Source organism: Embleya sp. NPDC050493 (assembly GCF_044458105.1).
Classification (GTDB): domain Bacteria; phylum Actinomycetota; class Actinomycetes; order Streptomycetales; family Streptomycetaceae; genus Embleya.
This window is the reverse complement of sequence record NZ_JBITHP010000029.1, coordinates 97,075-115,455: the sequence shown is the minus strand read 5'-3', so window position 1 is coordinate 115,455 and position 18,381 is coordinate 97,075. Positions and strand designations below refer to the sequence as shown.

Genomic DNA, 18,381 nt, shown 5'->3' with positions numbered 1-18,381 from the left:
CGCAGCCCCTTTGCGCTGCCCGGCGACCCCGTTGCCCCGCAGCCGAGTTCCCCCCGGAAAGGACCCCGCATGACCAACACCCTGGTCTTCGTCGACATGCCCACACCCGACGTCGACGCGACCACCGAGTTCTACCGCGAGCTGTTCGGCTGGACCATCAACCCGCGTCCGCAGGGCGTCTTCCACCAGATCGTCCCGGGCGAGGGGCTGCACCTGGGCCTGTACGACGAGGTCGCCCAGGTGCCCGACCCGGCGCCGCTGCCCCAGCAGCCGCGCGCCGGCCTGCACGCCCGGGTGTACATCCTGGTCGACGCGGCCCCCAGCGAATACCTGAACAAGGCCGTGCTGCTGGGCGCGACCGCGCTGTGGGAGCAGTGCTTCTGGGAGGAGTTCGGCGGCCACCACGCCTCGTTCCTGGACCCGTGGGGGAACCAGATCGTGATGTGGGAGAAGTGAGGTAGCGCGTAGCGCCCATACGGCCACATGCCGGTATCCGCGATCCGAGTCGGATCGCGGATACCGGCATGTGGCCGTCCCGGCTCGGAGCGGACCGACGCTCAGGCGCGGTTCAGGACCGGGCGCGGGTAGGGCGAATCCGCCGGATTGACGTCGGTGCCGGGGGCGACCAGGGCGTCCAGGCGGGTCAGCGTCTCGGAGGTCAACTCCACCGAGCAGGCGCCGAGTTGGGATTCCAGCTGCTCCTCGGTGCGCGGACCGATGATCGCCGACGTGACGTCGGGGTGGGCCAGCGCGAAGGCCAGGGCCAACTCCGGCAGCGAGCAGCCGGCATCGGCCGCGATCGCGGCGAACTCCTCGACCAGTGCGGTCTTCGCGGCCCGCACGGCGGCATCCGCGTGATCGAAGTGCTCGGCGTTGCGCACTGCCCGCGAATCGGCGGAAACGGCTTGTCCCGCGCGGTACTTGCCGGTCAGCCAGCCGCCGTTGAGCGGGCTGAACACCAGCACGCCCAGGCCGTACCGCCCGCACGTGGGCAGTGCGGCCGTCTCCGCGTGCCGGGCGAACGCCGAATAGGCCAGCTGCTCGACCGCGAAGCGCTCGTGACCGCGTCGCTCGGCGATCCACTGTGCCTCGACGATGCCCTCCGCGGGCAGTGCGGAGGAGCCGATCGCGCGCACCTTGCCCTGCCGGACCAGGTCGGTCAGGGCGCCGAGCGTCTCGTCCGGATCGGTACCCGGGTCGGGGCGGTGCAGTTGGTAGAGGTCGAGGTGGTCGGTCTCCAGGCGACGCAGGCTGTCCTCCACGGCGCGAAAGATCCAGCGCCGCGACGCCCCGCGGCGCAGCGGCGCGTCCGGGTCCATCGCCTCGCCGAACTTGGTCGCCAGCACCACGTCGTCGCGCCGGCCCTTGAGCGCCTTGGCCAGGATCGCCTCGCTCTCGCCGAAGGCGTACACGTCGGCGGTGTCCACCAGGTTGATCCCGGCGTCGAGTGCGCGATGCACCATGCGGATGCACGCGTCGTGGTCCGGATTGCCCCACGCGCCGAACATCATCGTGCCCAGGCACAGTCGGCTGACCCGCATGCCGGTGCGACCGAGCGGGGTGTACTCCACGGGTGCCCTCCAAGGGTGATCGTCGCAGGTCCTCCCCCGAGGCTGGCACGACGGCGCGTGTGCACCGATGTGGTCCCGGCGCAGCGCACGGGCCGTTTGTTCGTGCCTCAAGCACATATCGGGGCCGTTTCCCGGCGCCTACCTTCGGCTGTATCGCAAACATCCCAGGTGACGGGGAGGAAGCTGTGCCGACTGACCAGCTGGGGGCTGCGGAACGTGCCCTGGACGAGCGGGTGGCGGAACTTCGCCGGACCGCGGCGGCGCGTGAGAGCGACGGGCTCGTGGTCGCTCCCCTGCCGAGCGAGATGTTGCAGCCGTGGGAGGTCTGGGACCGGGACCTGTTCGACCTGGAGATGATCCGGGTGTTCGCCCGCTCGTGGGTGTGGCTGGGCGACACGGAGGATCTGCGCCGACCCGGCGACTTCGTCACCGGGCGGATCGGCAGCCAGTCGGTGCTGGTGGTCAAACAGCGGGACGGCTCGATCAAGGGCTTCCTGAACAACTGTCGGCACCGCGCCTCCGGCGTCGCGTTCGATGCGGCGGGCAACTGCGGCAAGGCGTTCGCGTGCCCGTACCACGCCTGGACGTACGGTCTGGACGGCAAGCTGCTGTCGATTCCGGACATGAACCGGATGTACGGGCCGGACTTCCCGATGCAGCAGTACGGCCTGGTGCCCATCCGGGTGCACGTGGCCTTCGACAAGCTCGTCTTCGCGTGCCTGTCGCACAAGGCGCCGTCGTTCGAGGAGTGGATCGCGCCGCTGCTGCCGCGCTACACGGCGTACAAGATCGGCGAGTACCACCGCTACCACCGCGAGTTGGACGAGGAGTACGCGTTCAACTGGAAGGCGTTCGTGGAGAACTCCAACGACGACTACCACGTGCGGTTCGTGCACCGGCGGCTGAACAAGGTGCGCAAGCAGATGGACACCATCGTGCGCTTCGAGGGCCGGACCACCAGCGGCTACAAGCCGCACAGCGACGCGTACGACATGTCGCTCGGGCGCACCGACCTGGGCGAGGAGGACCTGCGCGGGAGCTATGCGGAGTTCATCTACCCCAACCTCACGCCGCTGCCCTACGCATCCCAGTTGATCATGGTGCGCGCCGACCCGATCGCACCGGACCGGACCCGGTTGTTCTCCCGGATCTACGGACTGACCGAGGACATCGAGCTCCAGGAGCGCGAGTTGGTCAACCTGGAGCTGACCAACAAGGAGGACACGGACATGGTGACCGTGCTCATGGAGAACCTCCGTTCGCCGTTCTACCGGGTCGGTCCGCCCAGTGCCTGGGAGGGCCGCGCGCAGCACATGATGCGGCAGATCCGCCGGGACGTGGCCACGCCGTTGGCCGCCGACGAGTTCACCGGCCCGATCGACTGAGCGCCGCCGCCCCTGCCGCGCCCGCACGGCGGTTCGACACCACCCATCCCGAACACACCGGAACGTGAGAGGAGCCACCGCGATGGAACCGACGCTGACCGAGGCCCGCTGGACCCATATCGCGCTGCCGTCGTCCGACCTGGAGGCGGCGGTCGAGTTCTACACCTCGTTCACCCCGCTGGTGGTGGTCTCGCGGCACAGCGACGCCGCGGGTTCCAATGCCTGGTTGTCCAACCCCAACCAGGTCCACACGCCGTTCGTGCTGGTCCTGGTCGCCTTCGACAAGGACAAGGGCAAGCCGCAGCCGCAGTTGACCCCCTTCGCGCACCTGGGCATGGAGGTGGCCGCCCGCGCGGACGTGGACGCCGTCGCCGAGCGGGCCCGGGCCGCCGGATGCCTGCATTGGGAGCCGATGGACGTGCCACCGCCGGTGGGCTACATCTGCGCGCTCAAGGACCCGGACGGCAACGTGGTGGAGATCTCGCACAACCAGCAGGTGTTCGCGGAGGTCCGCGAGCTGTGGGGCGACCGGGCCGACGCGTGAGCGACCCGGCGCGGACCCGGCGGGCCGTCGAGGCGTATGTCGCGGCGCTCAACTCCGGGGATCCGGAGGCGATCGCGGCCCGGGTGAGCGAGGACTTCCACAACGAGCACACCTCGGCGCTCGGCCGCAGTCTGCGCGGGCGCACCGCGTATCGCGAGCGACTGCCCGGATTCCTGGCCGAATTCGAGGGATTGCACTACGCCGTCGAGGACCTGCTCGTGGACGGGGATCGGGCCGCGCTCGCGTACACCATGACGTTTCGCCCGCGCGGCGCGGTGGCCGGTGAACCGGTGCGGATCCGTGGGGTGTTCCGACTGCGCGTGCTGGGCGATCTGGTCGCGCATCGCGTGGACTACTGGGACGGCGCCGAGTTCGAGCGGCAGACGGCCGGCGTCGAGAAGAACCACTGACAACCATCGAAGGGAACGACTGTGCAGACCTTTTCCGCCACCGGGGCAGGCAAGCTCCGCCGGATGCGCCGGATGTTCGGCGCGGACGGCCGCGCGGTGTTCGTCGCGATCGACCACGCCGCCTACATGGGCGAGGGGCCGCCGCTGGGCGAGCCGATGGCGCAGATCGCCGCCGGCGGGCCGGACGCGGTGCTCGCGACCTGGCACCTGGCCCGGGCCTACGCCGACACGTTCGCCGATTCCGGGCTGGTGTTGCGGATCGACGGCGGGGCCTCGGAGTTGGGCGACTTCGCCCCGGGCGATGTCACCGACATCATGCATCTGCCCGAGCAGGCACTGAAGCTGGGCGCCGACTGCGTGGTCGTGCTGGCCTTCCCCGGTGCGCCCGACGAGCACCTGTCGTTGCAGCGGCTCGCCCGGCTCACCTCCGAGTGCGAACAGCTCGGCCTGCCGGTGATGGCCGAGATGATTCCCGGCGGCTGGGGCAAAGCGGTGCCGTGGACCACGGAGAACGTGGCCCGCGCGGCGCGGATCGGCGCCGAACTGGGCGCCGACATCGTCAAGACGGTCTGCCCGGGACGCCCCGAGGAGTTCGCCGCCGTGGTCGCGGCGTGTCCGGTCCCCGTCGTGGCGCTGGGCGGGCCCAAGTCGGACAGCGAGGACGAGGTCGTCGCGCTGGCCAAGGGTGTCGTCTCGGCCGGCGGTGCGGGGGTGGCCTTCGGCCGGAACGTGTGGGGGTCGGCCAAGCCGCAATTGCTCGTGGAGCGGTTGCGCGATGCGGTTCATGGGGGTGGGGTTTGATTCGGCCTGCGGCCACGCTGGTCCTCAGGCGCCGGACGGGCTGGGGCGGGAACGGCCTTCGGCCTGTTGTCCTCAAGCGCCGGACGGGCTGAGGTGGATTCGGCCGGGCTTCGGAGCGGCGCTGCGGATTCCCGTGTCCTCAAACGCCGGACGGGCTGAAGTGGAACCGGCCCAGCTTCGCAGCGGAGCTGCGGATTCCCGTGTCCTCAAACGCCGGACCGGCTGAAGTGGAACCGGCCCAGCTTCGCAGCGGAGCTACGGATTCCCGTGTCCTCAAACGCCGGACCGGCTGAAGTGGAACCGGCCCAGCTTCGGAGCGAAGCTGCGGATTCCCGTGTCCTCAAACGCCGGACGGGCTGAGGGGGAATCGGCCGGGCTTCGGAGCGGAGCTGCGGATTCCGGTCTCCTCAAACGCCGGACCGGCTGAAGGGGAATCGGCCGGAGTCCGAGCTGGAGCTGCGAATTCCCTTGTTCTCAAAAGCCGGACGGGCCGAAGTGGAATCGGCCGGGCTTCCGAGCAGGGCTGCGGATTCCGGTCTCCTCAAACGCCGGGCGAACTGAGGTGGAATCGGCCGGAGTCCGAACGGGAGCTGCGAATTCCCGGGTCCTCGAACGCCGGACGGGCCGACGTGGAATCGGCCGGGCTTCCGAGCAGGGCTGCGGATTCCGGTCTCCTCAAACGCCGGACGGGCTGAGGTGGAATCGGCCGGAGTCCGAGCGGGAGTTGCGGCTTCCCGGGCCTCGAACGCCGGACGGGCCGAAGTGGAATCGGCTGGGGTCCGAGACGGAGCTGCGGGTCCGGTGTCGTCGAGCGGCGGGCGGGCGAGGTTTGTTCGTTCGGCGATCTTCCTTTCTTGTGTCGAGTGGTGTCTTCGCCATGCCTGTGATCAGGAGTTGCGATCATGTCCCAACAGGTCACCCCCGTATCCCGGGTGGTCATCCGGTTCGCCGGTGACTCCGGGGACGGTATGCAGCTTGCCGGTGATCGGTTCACCGCGCAGGCCGCGCTTTTCGGCAACGACGTCTCCACCTTTCCCGACTTTCCGGCCGAGATCCGCGCTCCTGCCGGGACCCTGCCGGGGGTCTCCGCCTTCCAGGTGCAGTTCGCCGACCACCGGGTCACCACCCCCGGGGATGCGGCCGACGTACTGGTCGCGATGAACCCGGCCGCGCTTCGGGTGAATCTGCCCGATCTGCCGCACGGCGCCCAGATCATCGCGGACGCCGACGAGTTCACCGCGCGCAACCTGGTCAAGGCGGGCTACCCGGCGGGCACCGACCCGCTCACCGACGATTCGCTGGCCGACTATCGGTTGCACGCGGTGCCGCTGACCGGCCTGACCGTCGAGGCGCTGCGCGCGTTCGAACTGCCGCGCAAGGACGCCGAGCGGGCCAAGAACATGTTCGCCCTGGGGCTGGTGTCGTGGTTGTATCACCGTCCGACCGAGGCCACCGTGGCCTTCCTGCGGGAAAAGTTCGCCGCGCGTCCGCACCTGGCCGCCGCCAACGTGGCCGCGTTCACCGCGGGTTGGAACTTCGGCGAGACCACCGAGTCGTTCGCGGTGAGCCACGAGGTGCCCGCGGCCCCGCGCGCTCCCGGCCGGCACCGCACGATCACCGGCAACCGGGCGCTCGCCTACGGGCTGATCGCCGCCGCCGAGCGGGCCGGACTGCCGCTGTTCCTGGGCTCGTACCCGATCACCCCGGCCTCCGACATCCTGCACGAGCTGAGCCGGCATCGGCACTTCGGGGTGACCACGTTCCAGGCCGAGGACGAGATCGCCGGGATCGGCGCGGCGCTGGGCGCGGCATTCGGCGGCGCCCTGGGGGTGACCACCACGTCCGGCCCCGGGCTCGCGCTCAAGGCGGAGACGATCGGTCTGGCGGTCTCGCTCGAACTGCCGCTGGTGATCGTGGACGTGCAGCGCGGCGGCCCCTCGACCGGGCTGCCCACCAAGACCGAACAGGCCGACCTGTTCCAGGCGTTGTACGGGCGCAACGGCGAGTCGCCGGTGCCGGTGCTGGCCGCCTCCTCCCCCGGCGACTGCTTCGACGCGGCCGTCGAGGCGGTCCGGATCGCGGTCGTCTACCGCACCCCGGTGGTGCTCCTGTCGGACGGCTACCTGGCCAACGGCTCGGAGCCTTGGCGGGTGCCGGATCTCGACGAACTGCCGACGATCGACCCCGCGTTCGCCACCGGACCGAATGCGGTCGACGCGGCCGGCGCGCCGTGCTTCCAACCCTATCTGCGTGATCCGCACACCCTGGCCCGCCCCTGGGCGGTGCCCGGCACGCCCGGTCTGGAACACCGGGTGGGCGGCCTGGAGAAGGCCGACCGCACCGGCGAGATCTCCTACGACGCGGCCAACCACGAACACATGGTGCGCACCCGGCGGGCCAAGGTGGACGGGATCGCCCGCGAACTGCCGCCGCTGACCGTCGAGGATCCGGACGGGGCCGCCGAGGTGCTGGTGCTCGGGTGGGGCTCCACCGCCGGGCCGATCGCCGCCGCGTGCGCGGAGGTTCGTGCCGCGGGCGGCTCGGTGGCCCGGACCCACGTACGCCATCTCGACCCGCTGCCGGCCGATCTCGGCGACCTGCTCGCCCGCTATCGGCGGGTGCTGGTCCCGGAGATGAACCTGGGTCAGCTCGCCCGGTTGTTGCGCGCCCGGTATCTGGTCGACGTCGAATCCCTCACCCAGGTGCGCGGCATGCCGTTCAAGGTGGCCGAACTGCGCACCGCGATCGAGAAGGTCGCCGCCGATGCCTGAGTCACCGCTTCTCACCATCGCCGGACCGGCGGCGGATCCCCCGCTGTCCGCCCGCGACTTCCGCAGCGATCAGGAGGTGCGCTGGTGCCCGGGTTGCGGTGACTACGCCATCCTGGCCGCCGTCCAGGGCTTCCTGCCCGAACTGGGCCTGCGCCGGGAGAACATCGTCTTCGTCTCGGGCATCGGCTGTTCCAGCCGCTTCCCGTATTATCTGGACACCTACGGCATGCACTCGATCCACGGCCGCGCGCCGGCGATCGCCACCGGATTGGCGGTATCCCGGCCCGACCTGAGCGTGTGGGTGGTCACCGGCGACGGCGACGCGCTCTCGATCGGCGGCAACCACCTGATCCACGCGCTGCGGCGCAACGTCAACCTGAAGATCCTGCTGTTCAACAACCGGATCTACGGCCTGACCAAGGGTCAGTACTCGCCGACCTCCGAGACCGGCAAGATCACCAAGTCCACCCCGGCGGGTTCGCTCGACCACCCGTTCAACCCGGTCTCGCTCGCACTCGGCGCCGAGGCGGGGTTCGTCGCCCGCACCATCGACTCCGACCGCAGGCACCTGACCTCGGTGCTGCGCGCCGCGGCGGCCCACGAGGGCACCGCGCTTGTGGAGATCTACCAGAACTGCAACATCTTCAACGACGGCGCGTTCGAGCAGCTCAAGACGCCCGGCATCCGGGACGACTTCCTGCTGCGGCTCGAACACGGCGAGCCGATGCGCTATGGGCCGGACGGCGCGCGCACCGTGGTGCGCGATCCGGGCGGCGGGTTGCGACCGGGTGGTCCGGACGACATCGCCGTGACGCACGACGCGCAGACGCTCGACCCGGTGCCCGCGTTCGCGCTGTCCCGGTTGCCGGAGGCGGGCGGCCCCACCCCCATCGGGGTGTTCCGCAGCGTGCGCCGGCCCGCGTACGGCCGCCTGGTGGTCGAGCAGGGCCGGCGGGCGCTCGCCGAGCGCGGGCCGGGCAGCGTCGCCGACCTGCTCGGCGGCGACGCCTGGACGGTGCCCGAGCCGACCGCGCCCGAGCCGACCGTGCCCGACCCGCGATCCGTCGGAGGTGATCCCGCGTGACCTACGTCATCGGCGCGAACTGCGTGGACGTCAAGGACCTCACCTGCGTGGCCGAATGCCCGGTCGACTGCATCTTCGAGGGCGACCGCATGCTCTACATCCATCCCGAACAGTGCGTGGACTGCGGCGCCTGCGAGCCGGTGTGCCCGGTCGAGGCCATCTACCACGTGGACGACCTGCCCGCCGACTGGCTGTGGCACCTGGATGCGGCGACCGAGGCCACCGCGGGCCGCGAGGACGTCGAGCCGGTGCCCGATCCGGCGGCCGTGGCCGCACTGCCGGCCCGACCCGCGACCGGGTGAGCCGCCCGGGGGCACACGTCCCCACCCATCGAGAAGACACTCCGGACACACCGAGAAGAAGAGGAGGCCTGACGTGACCGACTGGCGCCTTGCCGTAGACATCGGTGGCACCTTCACCGACGTGGTCCTGCTGGATGCCGACACCGGCCGCGTGGTGGTCGAGAAGACGTTGACCACCCCGTCCGCCCCGCTCGGCGGGGTCCGGGCGGGCGTGACCTCCGCGCTGACCAAGGCCGGCATCACGCCGGCCGACATCACCCGGCCCATCGTGCACGCGACCACGCTGATCACCAACGCCCTGATCGAGGGCAAGACCGGCCGCGCCGCGCTGGTGACCACCGCGGGCTTCGGCGACACGCTGGAGATCCGCAACGAGCACCGGTACGACATGTACGACCTCCAGATCGAGTTCCCGGCCCCGCCCATCCCGCGCGAGCTGGTCTTCGAGATCGACGAGCGCACCACCGCGACCGGCGAGGTCCGTACCGCACCGAGCGAGACCGAACTCGACGCACTGGCCGCCCGGTTGGCCGCGAACGAGGTCGAGGCGGTCGCGGTGTGCCTGCTCAACTCGTACGCGAACGCGGCCAACGAGCGCGCGGTCGCCGAGGGGCTGGCCAAGCGGCTGTCGGTGCCGGTGTGCGCGTCGCACGAGGTGACCCCGCAGATCCGCGAGTATCCGCGCATGGTCACCACCGCGTGCAACGCGGCCACGATGCCGGTGATCGGCCCCTACCTGACCGAGCTCCAGGCCTGGCTGACCGCCGAGGGCTTCGGCGCGTCGGTGCTGATGATGCTCTCCAACGGCGGCGTGGTCTCCGCCGACGACGCCCGCCGGGTGCCGATCCGACTGGTCGAGTCCGGCCCGGCCGCCGGCGCGCTGGCCGGCGTCTGGTACGCCCGACGCCTGGGCGAGGAGCGGCTGTTCTGCTTCGACATGGGCGGCACCACCGCCAAGTCCTGTCTGATCGAGGACTACCGGCCCGAGTTGACCAACGCGTTCGAGGTGGCCCGGGTCTACCGGTTCAAGAAGGGCTCGGGCTACCCGTGCTCGATTCCCTCGGTCGACCTTGTCGAGATCGGCGCGGGCGGCGGAAGCCTGGCCCGGGTCGACGAGTTGGGTCTGCTCAAGGTCGGCCCGGACTCGGCCGGCGCCGACCCGGGCCCGGTCGGCTATTCCCGCGGCGGCACCGTTCCGGCGACCACCGACGCGGACCTGGTGCTCGGTCTGCTCGACCCGCAGTACTTCCTCGGCGACGAGATGCCGTTGGATCTGCCCGCCGCGCGGGCCGCGTTCGCCCCGCTGGCCGAGCGGCTGGGCGCCGGCTCCGACGCGGACCACGTCGCGGTCGGCGTGTACGAGGTGATCAACCAGAACATGGCCGCGTCCGCCCGGATGCACGCCGTCGAGCGCGGCATCGATCTGCGCGGCGTCGCGCTGATCGCGTTCGGCGGCGCCGGGCCGGTGCACGCGTGCGGGGTGGCCACACTCCTGGAGGCGCCGAGGGTGATCTTCCCGGTCAACGCGAGCGTGTTGTCCGCGTTCGGCACCCTGGTCAGCCCGGTCCGCATCGACCTGGCCCGGAGCATGGTCCGCACGCTCGACGAGAGCGTGTCCGCCGACCGGGACACACTGCTCGCCGACATGCGACAGGAGGCGCGCCGGGTGCTCGCCGCCGCCGGTGCGCAGGAGGGCGACGTGAGCTTCCGCTACGGCCTGGACGCGCGCTACGAGGGACAGGGCAACGAGATCACCCTGTGGGTCGGCGAGGGCGACGCGTGGCCCACCTCGCTCGCCGACACCGTCGAGCAGTTCCACACCGAGTACCAGAAGATCTACGGCCTGCGGATCCCCGACGTCGGCGTCGAGGTGGTCACCTGGCGGGTCGCCGCGTGGTCGGACGCACCCGGCTTCGAGGTGCCCACGGTGCCGGTCGGCACCGGCAGTCCCACCCCGAACCGCTATCGCGCGGCCCGCTTCCGGCTCGGCACGCCCGCCGTCGACGTGCCGGTCTACCGCCGCGCCGAACTCGGCGCCGGCCACCGCTTCCCCGGTCCGGCCCTGATCGAGGAGCGCGAGACCACCTCGGTCGTCCCGGACGGCTGGACCTGCGAGGTCGCGCCCGACGGCTCGATCATCGCCACCGCAACCACGGCCTCCGAGGAGGGATCCGCGTGACCCGCACCTTCGACGCGATCGAGCTGGAAGTCCTGTGGGGCTCCCTCGTCGCCACCGTCAACGAGCAGGCCAAGGCCCTTCAGCGGGCCGCGTTCAGCCCGATCGTGCGCGAGGCCGGCGACCTGGCGAACGCGCTGTTCGACCGGCGCGGCCGGATGGTCGCCCAGGCCGTCACGGGCACCCCGGGCCACATCAACTCGCTCGCCATCGCGTGTCGCAACATCCTGGACCGGCATCCGGTCGACTCGCTGGCCCCCGGCGACGTACTGGTCACCAACGACCCGTACAAGACCGCCGGCCAACTCCTCGACGTGACCGTCCTGGTGCCGGTCTGGCGCGGCGGGCGGGTGATCGCCTTCTTCGGCTCGACCATCCACCACACCGACGTCGGCGGCTACGGCATCGGCGCGGGCGCGCGGGACGTGTTCGAGGAGGGCCTGTGGATCCCGATCAGCAAGCTCATGGTCGGCGGCGAACGCAACGAGCCGGTCTGGGACTTCGTGCTGGCCAACGTCCGACAGCCCACCCACATGGCCGGTGACCTGCACGCCCAGATGGCGTCCGGGGAGGTGGGCGCGGCCCGGCTGAAGACGCTGCTGGACGCCTACGCGCTGGAGGACATCGAGGATCTCGGCGACGAGGTGATCCGCCGCTCCGAGGAGGCCACCCGGCGGGCCATCCGGGCGCTGCCCGGCGGCACCTACGAGGCGGCGTCGATCCTCGACCTCGCGGACGGCTCGGAGATCACCATCCGGGTCGCGGTCACCATCGACCCCGACGCCGGCGAGATCCTGGTCGACTACGCGGGTTCGTCCGGCGCGAGTCCGTTCGGGATCAACGTGGTCAAGAACTACACGCACGCCTACACCACGTTCACCCTGCGCAGCCTGCTCAACCCGGACGTGCCCAACAACGCCGGCTCGCTGGCCCCGATCCGGGTCGAGGCGCCGTTGGGCAGCATCGTCAACGCGGTGTCCCCGTCGCCGTGCACCGCGCGGCACGTGGTCGGCATGTTCCTGCCGATGCCGCTGCTGAACGCGATGTCGCAGGCGTTGCCGGAGGCGGTGATGGCCGAGGGTTCGGCGGCGGTGTGGACCATGCAGGTGAGCGGGCACGACGCGGAGGGCAAGCCGTTCATCACCGCGATGTTCACCTACGCGGGCGGCGTCGGCGCGCGGGCCGGCAAGCCGGGCCTGTCCACCACGTCCTACCCGACCGGGGTGTCCGCCGTACCGCTTGAGGTGGTCGAGGCGTCCGCGCCGATCCGCTTCCTGCGCAAGGAACTTCGGCGCGGCTCGGGCGGCGCGGGCGCGCAGGAGGGCGGGATGGGCCAGACCATCGAGTTCACCGTCGACTCGCCCTCGCCCTGGGTGCTCAACGCGGTGGCCAGCCGGCTCGCACGCGGCCCACGCGGGATCTTCGGCGGCGGCGAGGGCGCCACGGGACGCTTCCTGGTCAACGGCGAACCGGTGCGCACCCAGGCCCGGATCACTCTGCAGCCGGGTGACGTGGTGCGGCTGGAACTGCCGGGCGGGGGCGGGTACGGCACGCCGGTCGCCCCGACCGGGAACGCGGTGGCCGCAGCCATCGGGTGAGCGACGCGGGGCGGCCCGGGGGCCGGCGGCTCGGCAGGCGGCTTGCGGGTCTGCGGTCGGCCCGTGGGCCGAACCGACGGCTCCCGGGTCGGCCGGCGGCTCGCAGGCCGGCCCCCTGGACCCGCCCGCGGGTGCGCCCGTGACGCCGCCTGCGGACGGGCCCACCCGCGCGAGGCACACTCACGTGCGGGTCGCCCATGCGAGGCGCACCCGAGTGCGGGTCACCCACGCGAGGGCCGCCGAGTGCGGGTCGCCCACGCCAGGCCCGCCCGCCTGCGGATCACCCACGCCAGGCAACACCCAGGTGCGGGTCACCCACGCGAGGGCCGCCGAGTGCGGATGGCCCACGCAAGACGTACCCGTCCGGATCGCCCACGCGAGGCCCGCCCGCGGCGGGTCGCCCACACGAGGTGCGCCCGAGTGCGAGACGTCCACGCGAGGCGGGCCGAATGCGGGACGCCGACGCGAGGGCCGCCCGCCTGCCGGTCGCCCACGCCAGGTGCACCGAGTGCAGGTCACCCACGCGAGGGCCGCCGAGTGCGGACGGCCCACGCCGGACGCACCCGAGTGCGGGTTGACCGCGTCACGCACATCCGAGTGCCGGTCGCCCTGCGATGGTTGGTCGCGTCCGGATCGTTGCCCTCAGGCCGTCCCGGCTCGCCCTGCCGAGCCGGCCCGGTCCTTCCCGCTCCCCCGGTCCTTCCCGCTCCCTCGGTCGATGTCCTGGAGGTCGACATGACGTCCGTCCCGCCCACCTTCGCGGCCCGCTGGTCCGAAACGGTCGTGGCGCACCCGTACGCGCCGTTCCTGATCTGGGAGGCGCCCGACGCGAGCGTGACCCGGTGGACCTATGCCGAGTTCGACGCCCTCGTCGCCCGCGTGGCCGGCGGGCTGCTCGCGCGCGGCGTCCGGCCCGGCGACCGGGTCGGCATCGCGCTGCGCAACTGCCCGGCGTACGTCGCGCTCTGGCTCGCCCTGGCCCGACTCGGCGCGGCGATGGTGTGCTCCGACCCCTCCGCACGCACCCCCGAGCTGGCCGCGCACCTGCGCCGGACCGGCGCCCGACTCGGCTTCTGCGCGCCCGAACGGGCCGCCGACTATCGGACCGCGGCGGCCGGGACCGGCACGACCGTGGTCGAGATCGCGGAGGACGACACCGACCTGGCGATCCTGCTCGGTCGACCGACGGCCGCCGGCGCCCACCTGCCCGGCCCCACCGATCCGGCGGGATTGATGTTCACGTCGGGCACCACCGCCGAGCCGAAGTGCGTGATCGTCACCCAGGCCAACTACGCCTTCGCCGGCGCCGTGATGGCCGCCGCCGCCGAACTCGGCCCGGAGGACCGGCAGTTCGTGGTGCTGCCGATGTTCCACGCGAATGCGCAGTACTACTCGTTCGCCGCCGCGATCACGGTGGGCGCGAGCGTCGTGTTGATGCCCGCCTTCTCCGCGAGCCGGTTCGTGGCGCAGGCCGCCCGGCACGAGGTCACCCATGTGAGCCTGTTCGCCGCACCGATCCGCATGATCCTGGCCCGCACCGCCGACCGGGACGCACCGCCGGGACTTCGAGTGCGGCACTGCTGGTACGCGCAGAACGTCACCGACGACCAGTACGAGCGGTTCGCGACCCTGCTCGGCGGGTGTCGGCCGCGCCAGTTGTACGGGATGACCGAGACCATCCCGGCGGTGCTGAGCAATCCCGCCGATGCGCCGGTCCCGGGCTCGATGGGCCGGCCGACGCCCGGCTGCGTGGTGGCCGTGCACGATGCGGCGACCGGCGAACCGGCGGCGGAGGGCGAGATCGTGGTCGGCGGCGAACCCGGGGTGAGCCTGTTCGCGGGCTACCTCGACGACCCGGCCGCGACCGCCGCCGCCTATCGGGACGGCTGGTTCGTCACCGGCGACCGCGCCCGGGTGGACCGGGACGGCCATTTCCACTTCGCCGGGCGGCGCGGCGACGTGCTCAAGGTCGCCGGCGAGAACGTCTCGGTCGTGGAGATCGAGGCAGTCCTGGCCGAGCATCCGGCCGTGTTGGAGGCGGCGGTGGTCGGTGCGCCGGACGACGTGCGCGACGAGGTGCCGGTCGCGTTCGTGGTGGCGGTGCCCGAGGCCGGTCCGACCGCGCTCGACGACCTCGCCGACTGGTGCGCCGATCGGCTCGCCAAGTCCAAGCGGCCGGTGCGCTTCGAGCGGGTGGCCGAGTTGCCGCGGACCTCCGTCGGCAAGATCCGCAAGTTCCTGCTGACCGAGAGGACCGCGCCGTGACCGACGCCGCCCCCGCGTCCCTGCCCGCCACCGCCGCACTCGCCGACCTGCTCCAACTCCGGGGCCGGACCGGCTGGTTGACCCCGCCGCTGCGGCCGTTCCGGCGGGGGGAGGGCGCGGTGCTCGGGGTGGCCCGTACGGTCCGGATCGCGGCGGGCCCGGGTGCACACGGTCTCAAGCCGCTGCACGCGCTGCTCGCGGAGGACCTGAGCGGCCGGGTCGTGGTGATCGCCGGCGCGGACGCGGCGCCCGGCGCGGTGTGGGGCGAGATTCTGACCGCCGCCGCGCTGGGCCGGGGGGCGGTCGGCGCGCTGATCGAGGGCTGCGTCCGGGACGTGTCGGCGGTGGCCCGGCTGGGCCTGCGGTTGTGGGCACTGGCCGAGGCGACGGCGGGTCCCGGGGGCGCCGTCCATGTCGCCGAGGTCGGCGGCCCGATCGAGATCGCCGGCACCCCGGTTACGGACGGTGACCCGATCCTGCTGGACGACGGCGGCGCGGTGGTGCTGCCGGCCGCCGACGCGGACACCCTGCTCGCCGACGCGCTCACCTACCACCGAGCGGAGGAGGAGGTGCTGGCCGCCCTGACCGCCGGCCTGCGTCTGCCTCGCGCCTACACCCCCAAGGCCGAGGCGATCACCCGTCTGCGAGGCCGCTGACGCGGCGGGTCGGCAGGTGGCAGGTGGCGGGTGGCGGGTAACGGGTGGCGGAGCAGCCGGCCACCGTCGCCCCGAAGCCGCAACCGTCGTCCTTCGCACGAACCGGCCCGATCCCACCGGCAGTTCGCACACCCCTGGAGCAAGTCGACCGGCGACGGCGGGCGAAGGGTCGTCAGTCGTGGGCGTTGGCCGCCAGGAATGCCTGGATGGCGTCGGCCACGCGCTCCGGGAATTGGCCGTGTGCGTAGTGGCCGGCGCCCTCGACGACCTCCAGTCGGCCCAGGCCCGCCGGCATGGCCGCGACGATGGCCGCGCCCTCGGCCGCGGGGTCCGGCCAGTCGGGGTCGAGCGCGCCCTCGATCACCAGTGCGGGGCAGCGGATGTCGCCGAGCACCGCACCGGCGTCGGTGGGCGCGGACATGCCCATCTTGGCGACCACGGCCATCCGACCCGGCCGGCTCAGGTCGACGCCCAGGTCCGCCACGTATGCGGCGAAGTCGGCGGGCTTGGTCCCCGGGTAGGCGAGCGCGAGGTAGCGCTTCCACACGCCGACGCTGCGCAGCAGGCAGGCGCCCAGCAGCAGGGTCGTCCCCTTGCGGTAGCGGGCGTTCGAGAGCAACGCCTTGGCGTCGACCTTCTGGGCCCGGGTGAACGGGCTGATCTCCACGATCGCGTCGATCAGTTCCGGTTCGCGGGCGGCGGCGATGGTGGCGGAACCGCCGGCGAAGGAATGGCCCACGAGCACGGCCGGACCGCCCAGGTGTCGAATCAGGGCGAGCAGGTCGCCGGCGGTGTCGGTACGGGTGTACGTGGGCCATCCGACGGTGGACTCGCCGTGGCCGCGCAGGTCCGCGCAGGCGACCCGGTATCCCGACGCCACGAGACGTTCGGCGACCTCGCGGTAGACCGACCTGGTGTTGCCCATGCCGGGTGCGAGCACGATCAGCCGACCCTGCCCGCTCACGTCGTAGGCGAGCCGACCGCCGTCGATCTCCAGGAATTCCGTCATGATCCGTGCCCCCATGCGTTGGTGTCGATCAGCACGTAGCTAACAGCGTTAGCCGGATGATGTCAAGCATCGCCTCCGCCGACCCCAGCGCGCTCGCGGGCCGCACTCGGCACCGCACGGACGACACCGGGTCCGCCGAGCCAGGTGCTCGCACACGCATGCAAAAACCCCGCCGCGCCCACCCTGGGGGTGAGCGCGACGGGGTCGGGAAGGGTCGTCAGACCGCGGCGGCCTCGGCGGCGGCCAGCTTCACGCACACGGCGACCGCACGCATCGCGCGGCGCACCTCGTCGACGGTGGGGTAGCTGGGCGCGAGACGGATCTGGTGGTCGCGCGGGTCGTTGCCGCCGGGGAAGGCCGCACCCGCCGGGGTCAGCGCGACGCCGACCTCCTTGGCCAGCCGCACCACCTCGGCGGCGCAGCCGTCCGGCACCTCCAGGCTGACGAAGTAGCCGCCCTCGGGCCGGGTCCACGTGGCGATGTCGAGCGGGCCGAGCTCACGCTCCAGCACCTCGTACACCGCCTCGAAGCGCGGCGCGAGCAGCTCGCGGTGCAGCCGCATGTGCGCCACCACGCCCTCGGTGTCGCCGAAGAAGCGCACGTGCCGGAGCTGGTTGACCTTGTCCGGGCCGATCGTCTGCTTGGCCAGCAGGCCGGTCAGCCAGGCGACGTTGGCCTCGGACGCACCGAAGAAGGCGACGCCGGCACCGGCGTAGCTGATCTTCGAGGTGGAGCCGAAGACGAACGCGCGGTCCGGGTTCCCGGCCTCGGCGCACGCGTCCAGGACGGACAGCAGCTCGACCGGGGTGTCGGTCAGGTGGTGCACGGCGTAGGCGTTGTCCCAGAAGAGCCGGAAGTCCGGCGCCGCCGTCGGCATCGCGGCCAGCCGGCGCACCGTCTCGTCGCTGTAGCTCTCGCCGGTGGGGTTGCTGTACTTGGGCACGCACCACATGCCCTTGATCCTCGGGTCGGCGGCGACCAGCGCCTCCACCCGGTCCAGGTCCGGTCCCGCGCCGGTCAGCGGAACCGGGACCATGCCGATGCCGAACCGCTCCAGTACGCCGAAGTGCCGGTCGTAGCCGGGCACCGGGCACAGGAACAGCACCTCGGGCTCGTCCACCCAGCGGCGCTCGGCACCGGGCACCCGGGACAGCAGCGCGTTGGCGATCACGTCGTGCATCAGCGTGAGGCTGGCGTTGCCCAGGGCGAGCAGCTGCGCGGCGGGCACCTGGAGCAGCTCGGCGAAGATCGCGCGCAGCTCGGGCAGGCCGTTCAGCCCGCCGTAGTTGCGGCAGTCGGTGCCGTCGGCGGCCTTGAAGTCCTCGCCGCCGGGCAGCGCGAGCAGGCCGTTGACCAGGTCCAGCTGCTGCGGCGAGGGCTTGCCCCGGGTCAGGTCGAGACGGAGGCCCTCCGCCGCCAGGGCGGCGTACTCCTCACGAGCGGCCACGAGGTCGATTTCCGGAATGGACACGGTGGTGCTGAGCGGCACGGAATCCCCAAAATAGGCGGAGGGCCGCAGACACTTGCGGCAGGGCCAATCTAGCAACACGCCCGGGGTGGATCCGCGCCCACGGCCCATCGGTCCGGGGCGCACGGTGCCGGACCGGCCGCTGGTGCCGCACCGGTTGCCTCCTCGGTCGACGCCGGCTCGGAAACCCGACGTACGGCAGGCAACGTAGGCGACGCCGCCGCCGACGGCCCGGGTCGACGGGGGCGTCGCCGCCGGGTGTGGTGGGCACCCCCCGGGCGGCCGGATCCGCCGCTGCCCGCACCGCAGACGCGGGCGCCGCCTACCATCGGCGGGGACAC

Annotated in this window: 15 protein-coding genes; 12 read left to right on the top strand and 3 right to left on the bottom strand. The window is 72.1% G+C overall.

The window, feature by feature from the left end; all coding sequences use genetic code 11:
* The first annotated feature begins 69 nt into the window (after window positions 1-69).
* Complete coding sequence (locus ACIBM5_RS38265) at window positions 70-456, top strand: VOC family protein (protein WP_355547834.1); 387 nt, start codon at window positions 70-72, stop codon at window positions 454-456.
* A 101-nt stretch (window positions 457-557) separates the two neighbouring features.
* Here ACIBM5_RS38265 and ACIBM5_RS38260 read toward each other — a convergent pair whose 3' ends face one another.
* The gene (locus ACIBM5_RS38260) at window positions 558-1,571 is read right to left on the bottom strand and encodes an aldo/keto reductase (RefSeq protein ID WP_396011339.1); all 1,014 of its coding nucleotides are present in this window, start codon (window positions 1,569-1,571) and stop codon (window positions 558-560) included.
* Between the two features lie 185 nt (window positions 1,572-1,756).
* On the opposite strand from ACIBM5_RS38260, the gene ACIBM5_RS38255 reads away from it, so the two are divergent.
* The 11 genes from ACIBM5_RS38255 (at window position 1,757) to ACIBM5_RS38205 (ending at window position 15,563) form a co-directional block, all read left to right on the top strand.
* On the top strand, window positions 1,757-2,956 hold the full coding sequence (locus ACIBM5_RS38255; RefSeq protein WP_396011338.1) for an aromatic ring-hydroxylating dioxygenase subunit alpha: 1,200 nt from the start codon (window positions 1,757-1,759) through the stop codon (window positions 2,954-2,956).
* 82 nt (window positions 2,957-3,038) lie between these two features.
* Window positions 3,039-3,500, top strand: a complete 462-nt coding sequence (locus ACIBM5_RS38250) for a VOC family protein (RefSeq protein WP_396011337.1) — start codon at window positions 3,039-3,041, stop codon at window positions 3,498-3,500.
* Complete coding sequence (locus tag ACIBM5_RS38245) at window positions 3,497-3,910, top strand: nuclear transport factor 2 family protein (protein WP_396011336.1); 414 nt, start codon at window positions 3,497-3,499, stop codon at window positions 3,908-3,910. The genes ACIBM5_RS38250 and ACIBM5_RS38245 overlap by 4 nt, the downstream gene beginning before the upstream one ends.
* A 21-nt stretch (window positions 3,911-3,931) precedes the next feature.
* Window positions 3,932-4,711 carry a class I fructose-bisphosphate aldolase gene (locus ACIBM5_RS38240; RefSeq protein WP_396011335.1) on the top strand — a complete coding sequence of 260 codons (780 nt, stop codon included), beginning with the start codon at window positions 3,932-3,934 and terminating at the stop codon, window positions 4,709-4,711.
* A 902-nt stretch (window positions 4,712-5,613) separates the two neighbouring features.
* Window positions 5,614-7,482 (top strand): 2-oxoacid:acceptor oxidoreductase subunit alpha, encoded by a 1,869-nt coding sequence (locus ACIBM5_RS38235; RefSeq protein WP_396011334.1) that lies wholly within the window; start codon window positions 5,614-5,616, stop codon window positions 7,480-7,482.
* On the top strand, window positions 7,475-8,566 hold the full coding sequence (locus ACIBM5_RS38230) for a 2-oxoacid:ferredoxin oxidoreductase subunit beta (RefSeq protein ID WP_396011333.1): 1,092 nt from the start codon (window positions 7,475-7,477) through the stop codon (window positions 8,564-8,566). Before ACIBM5_RS38235 ends, ACIBM5_RS38230 begins: the two co-directional genes overlap by 8 nt.
* Window positions 8,563-8,868, top strand: coding sequence for a ferredoxin (fdxA, locus tag ACIBM5_RS38225; RefSeq protein WP_391589497.1), 306 nt, complete (start codon window positions 8,563-8,565; stop codon window positions 8,866-8,868). Before ACIBM5_RS38230 ends, fdxA begins: the two co-directional genes overlap by 4 nt.
* Window positions 8,869-8,941: 73 nt before the next feature.
* Entirely contained in the window at window positions 8,942-11,047 is a 2,106-nt protein-coding gene (locus tag ACIBM5_RS38220; protein WP_396011332.1) for a hydantoinase/oxoprolinase family protein, read from the top strand.
* A complete protein-coding gene (locus ACIBM5_RS38215; protein WP_396011331.1) occupies window positions 11,044-12,642 on the top strand; it encodes a hydantoinase B/oxoprolinase family protein in 1,599 nt (532 codons plus the stop codon). The genes ACIBM5_RS38220 and ACIBM5_RS38215 overlap by 4 nt, the downstream gene beginning before the upstream one ends.
* 735 nt (window positions 12,643-13,377) lie before the next feature.
* Window positions 13,378-14,907, top strand: a complete 1,530-nt coding sequence (locus ACIBM5_RS38210; RefSeq protein ID WP_396011330.1) for a class I adenylate-forming enzyme family protein — start codon at window positions 13,378-13,380, stop codon at window positions 14,905-14,907.
* Window positions 14,904-15,563 carry an RraA family protein gene (locus tag ACIBM5_RS38205; protein ID WP_396011329.1) on the top strand — a complete coding sequence of 220 codons (660 nt, stop codon included), beginning with the start codon at window positions 14,904-14,906 and terminating at the stop codon, window positions 15,561-15,563. The genes ACIBM5_RS38210 and ACIBM5_RS38205 overlap by 4 nt, the downstream gene beginning before the upstream one ends.
* Before the next feature lie 172 nt (window positions 15,564-15,735).
* Here the strand turns inward: ACIBM5_RS38205 and ACIBM5_RS38200 are convergent, their stop codons facing one another.
* Together ACIBM5_RS38200 and ACIBM5_RS38195 are read right to left on the bottom strand one after the other, a co-directional pair.
* Window positions 15,736-16,572 (bottom strand): alpha/beta fold hydrolase, encoded by an 837-nt coding sequence (locus ACIBM5_RS38200; protein WP_396011328.1) that lies wholly within the window; start codon window positions 16,570-16,572, stop codon window positions 15,736-15,738.
* Window positions 16,573-16,789: 217 nt separating this feature from the next.
* Window positions 16,790-18,061, bottom strand: coding sequence for an aminotransferase class I/II-fold pyridoxal phosphate-dependent enzyme (locus tag ACIBM5_RS38195; protein WP_396011327.1), 1,272 nt, complete (start codon window positions 18,059-18,061; stop codon window positions 16,790-16,792).
* Window positions 18,062-18,381 lie beyond the last annotated feature (320 nt).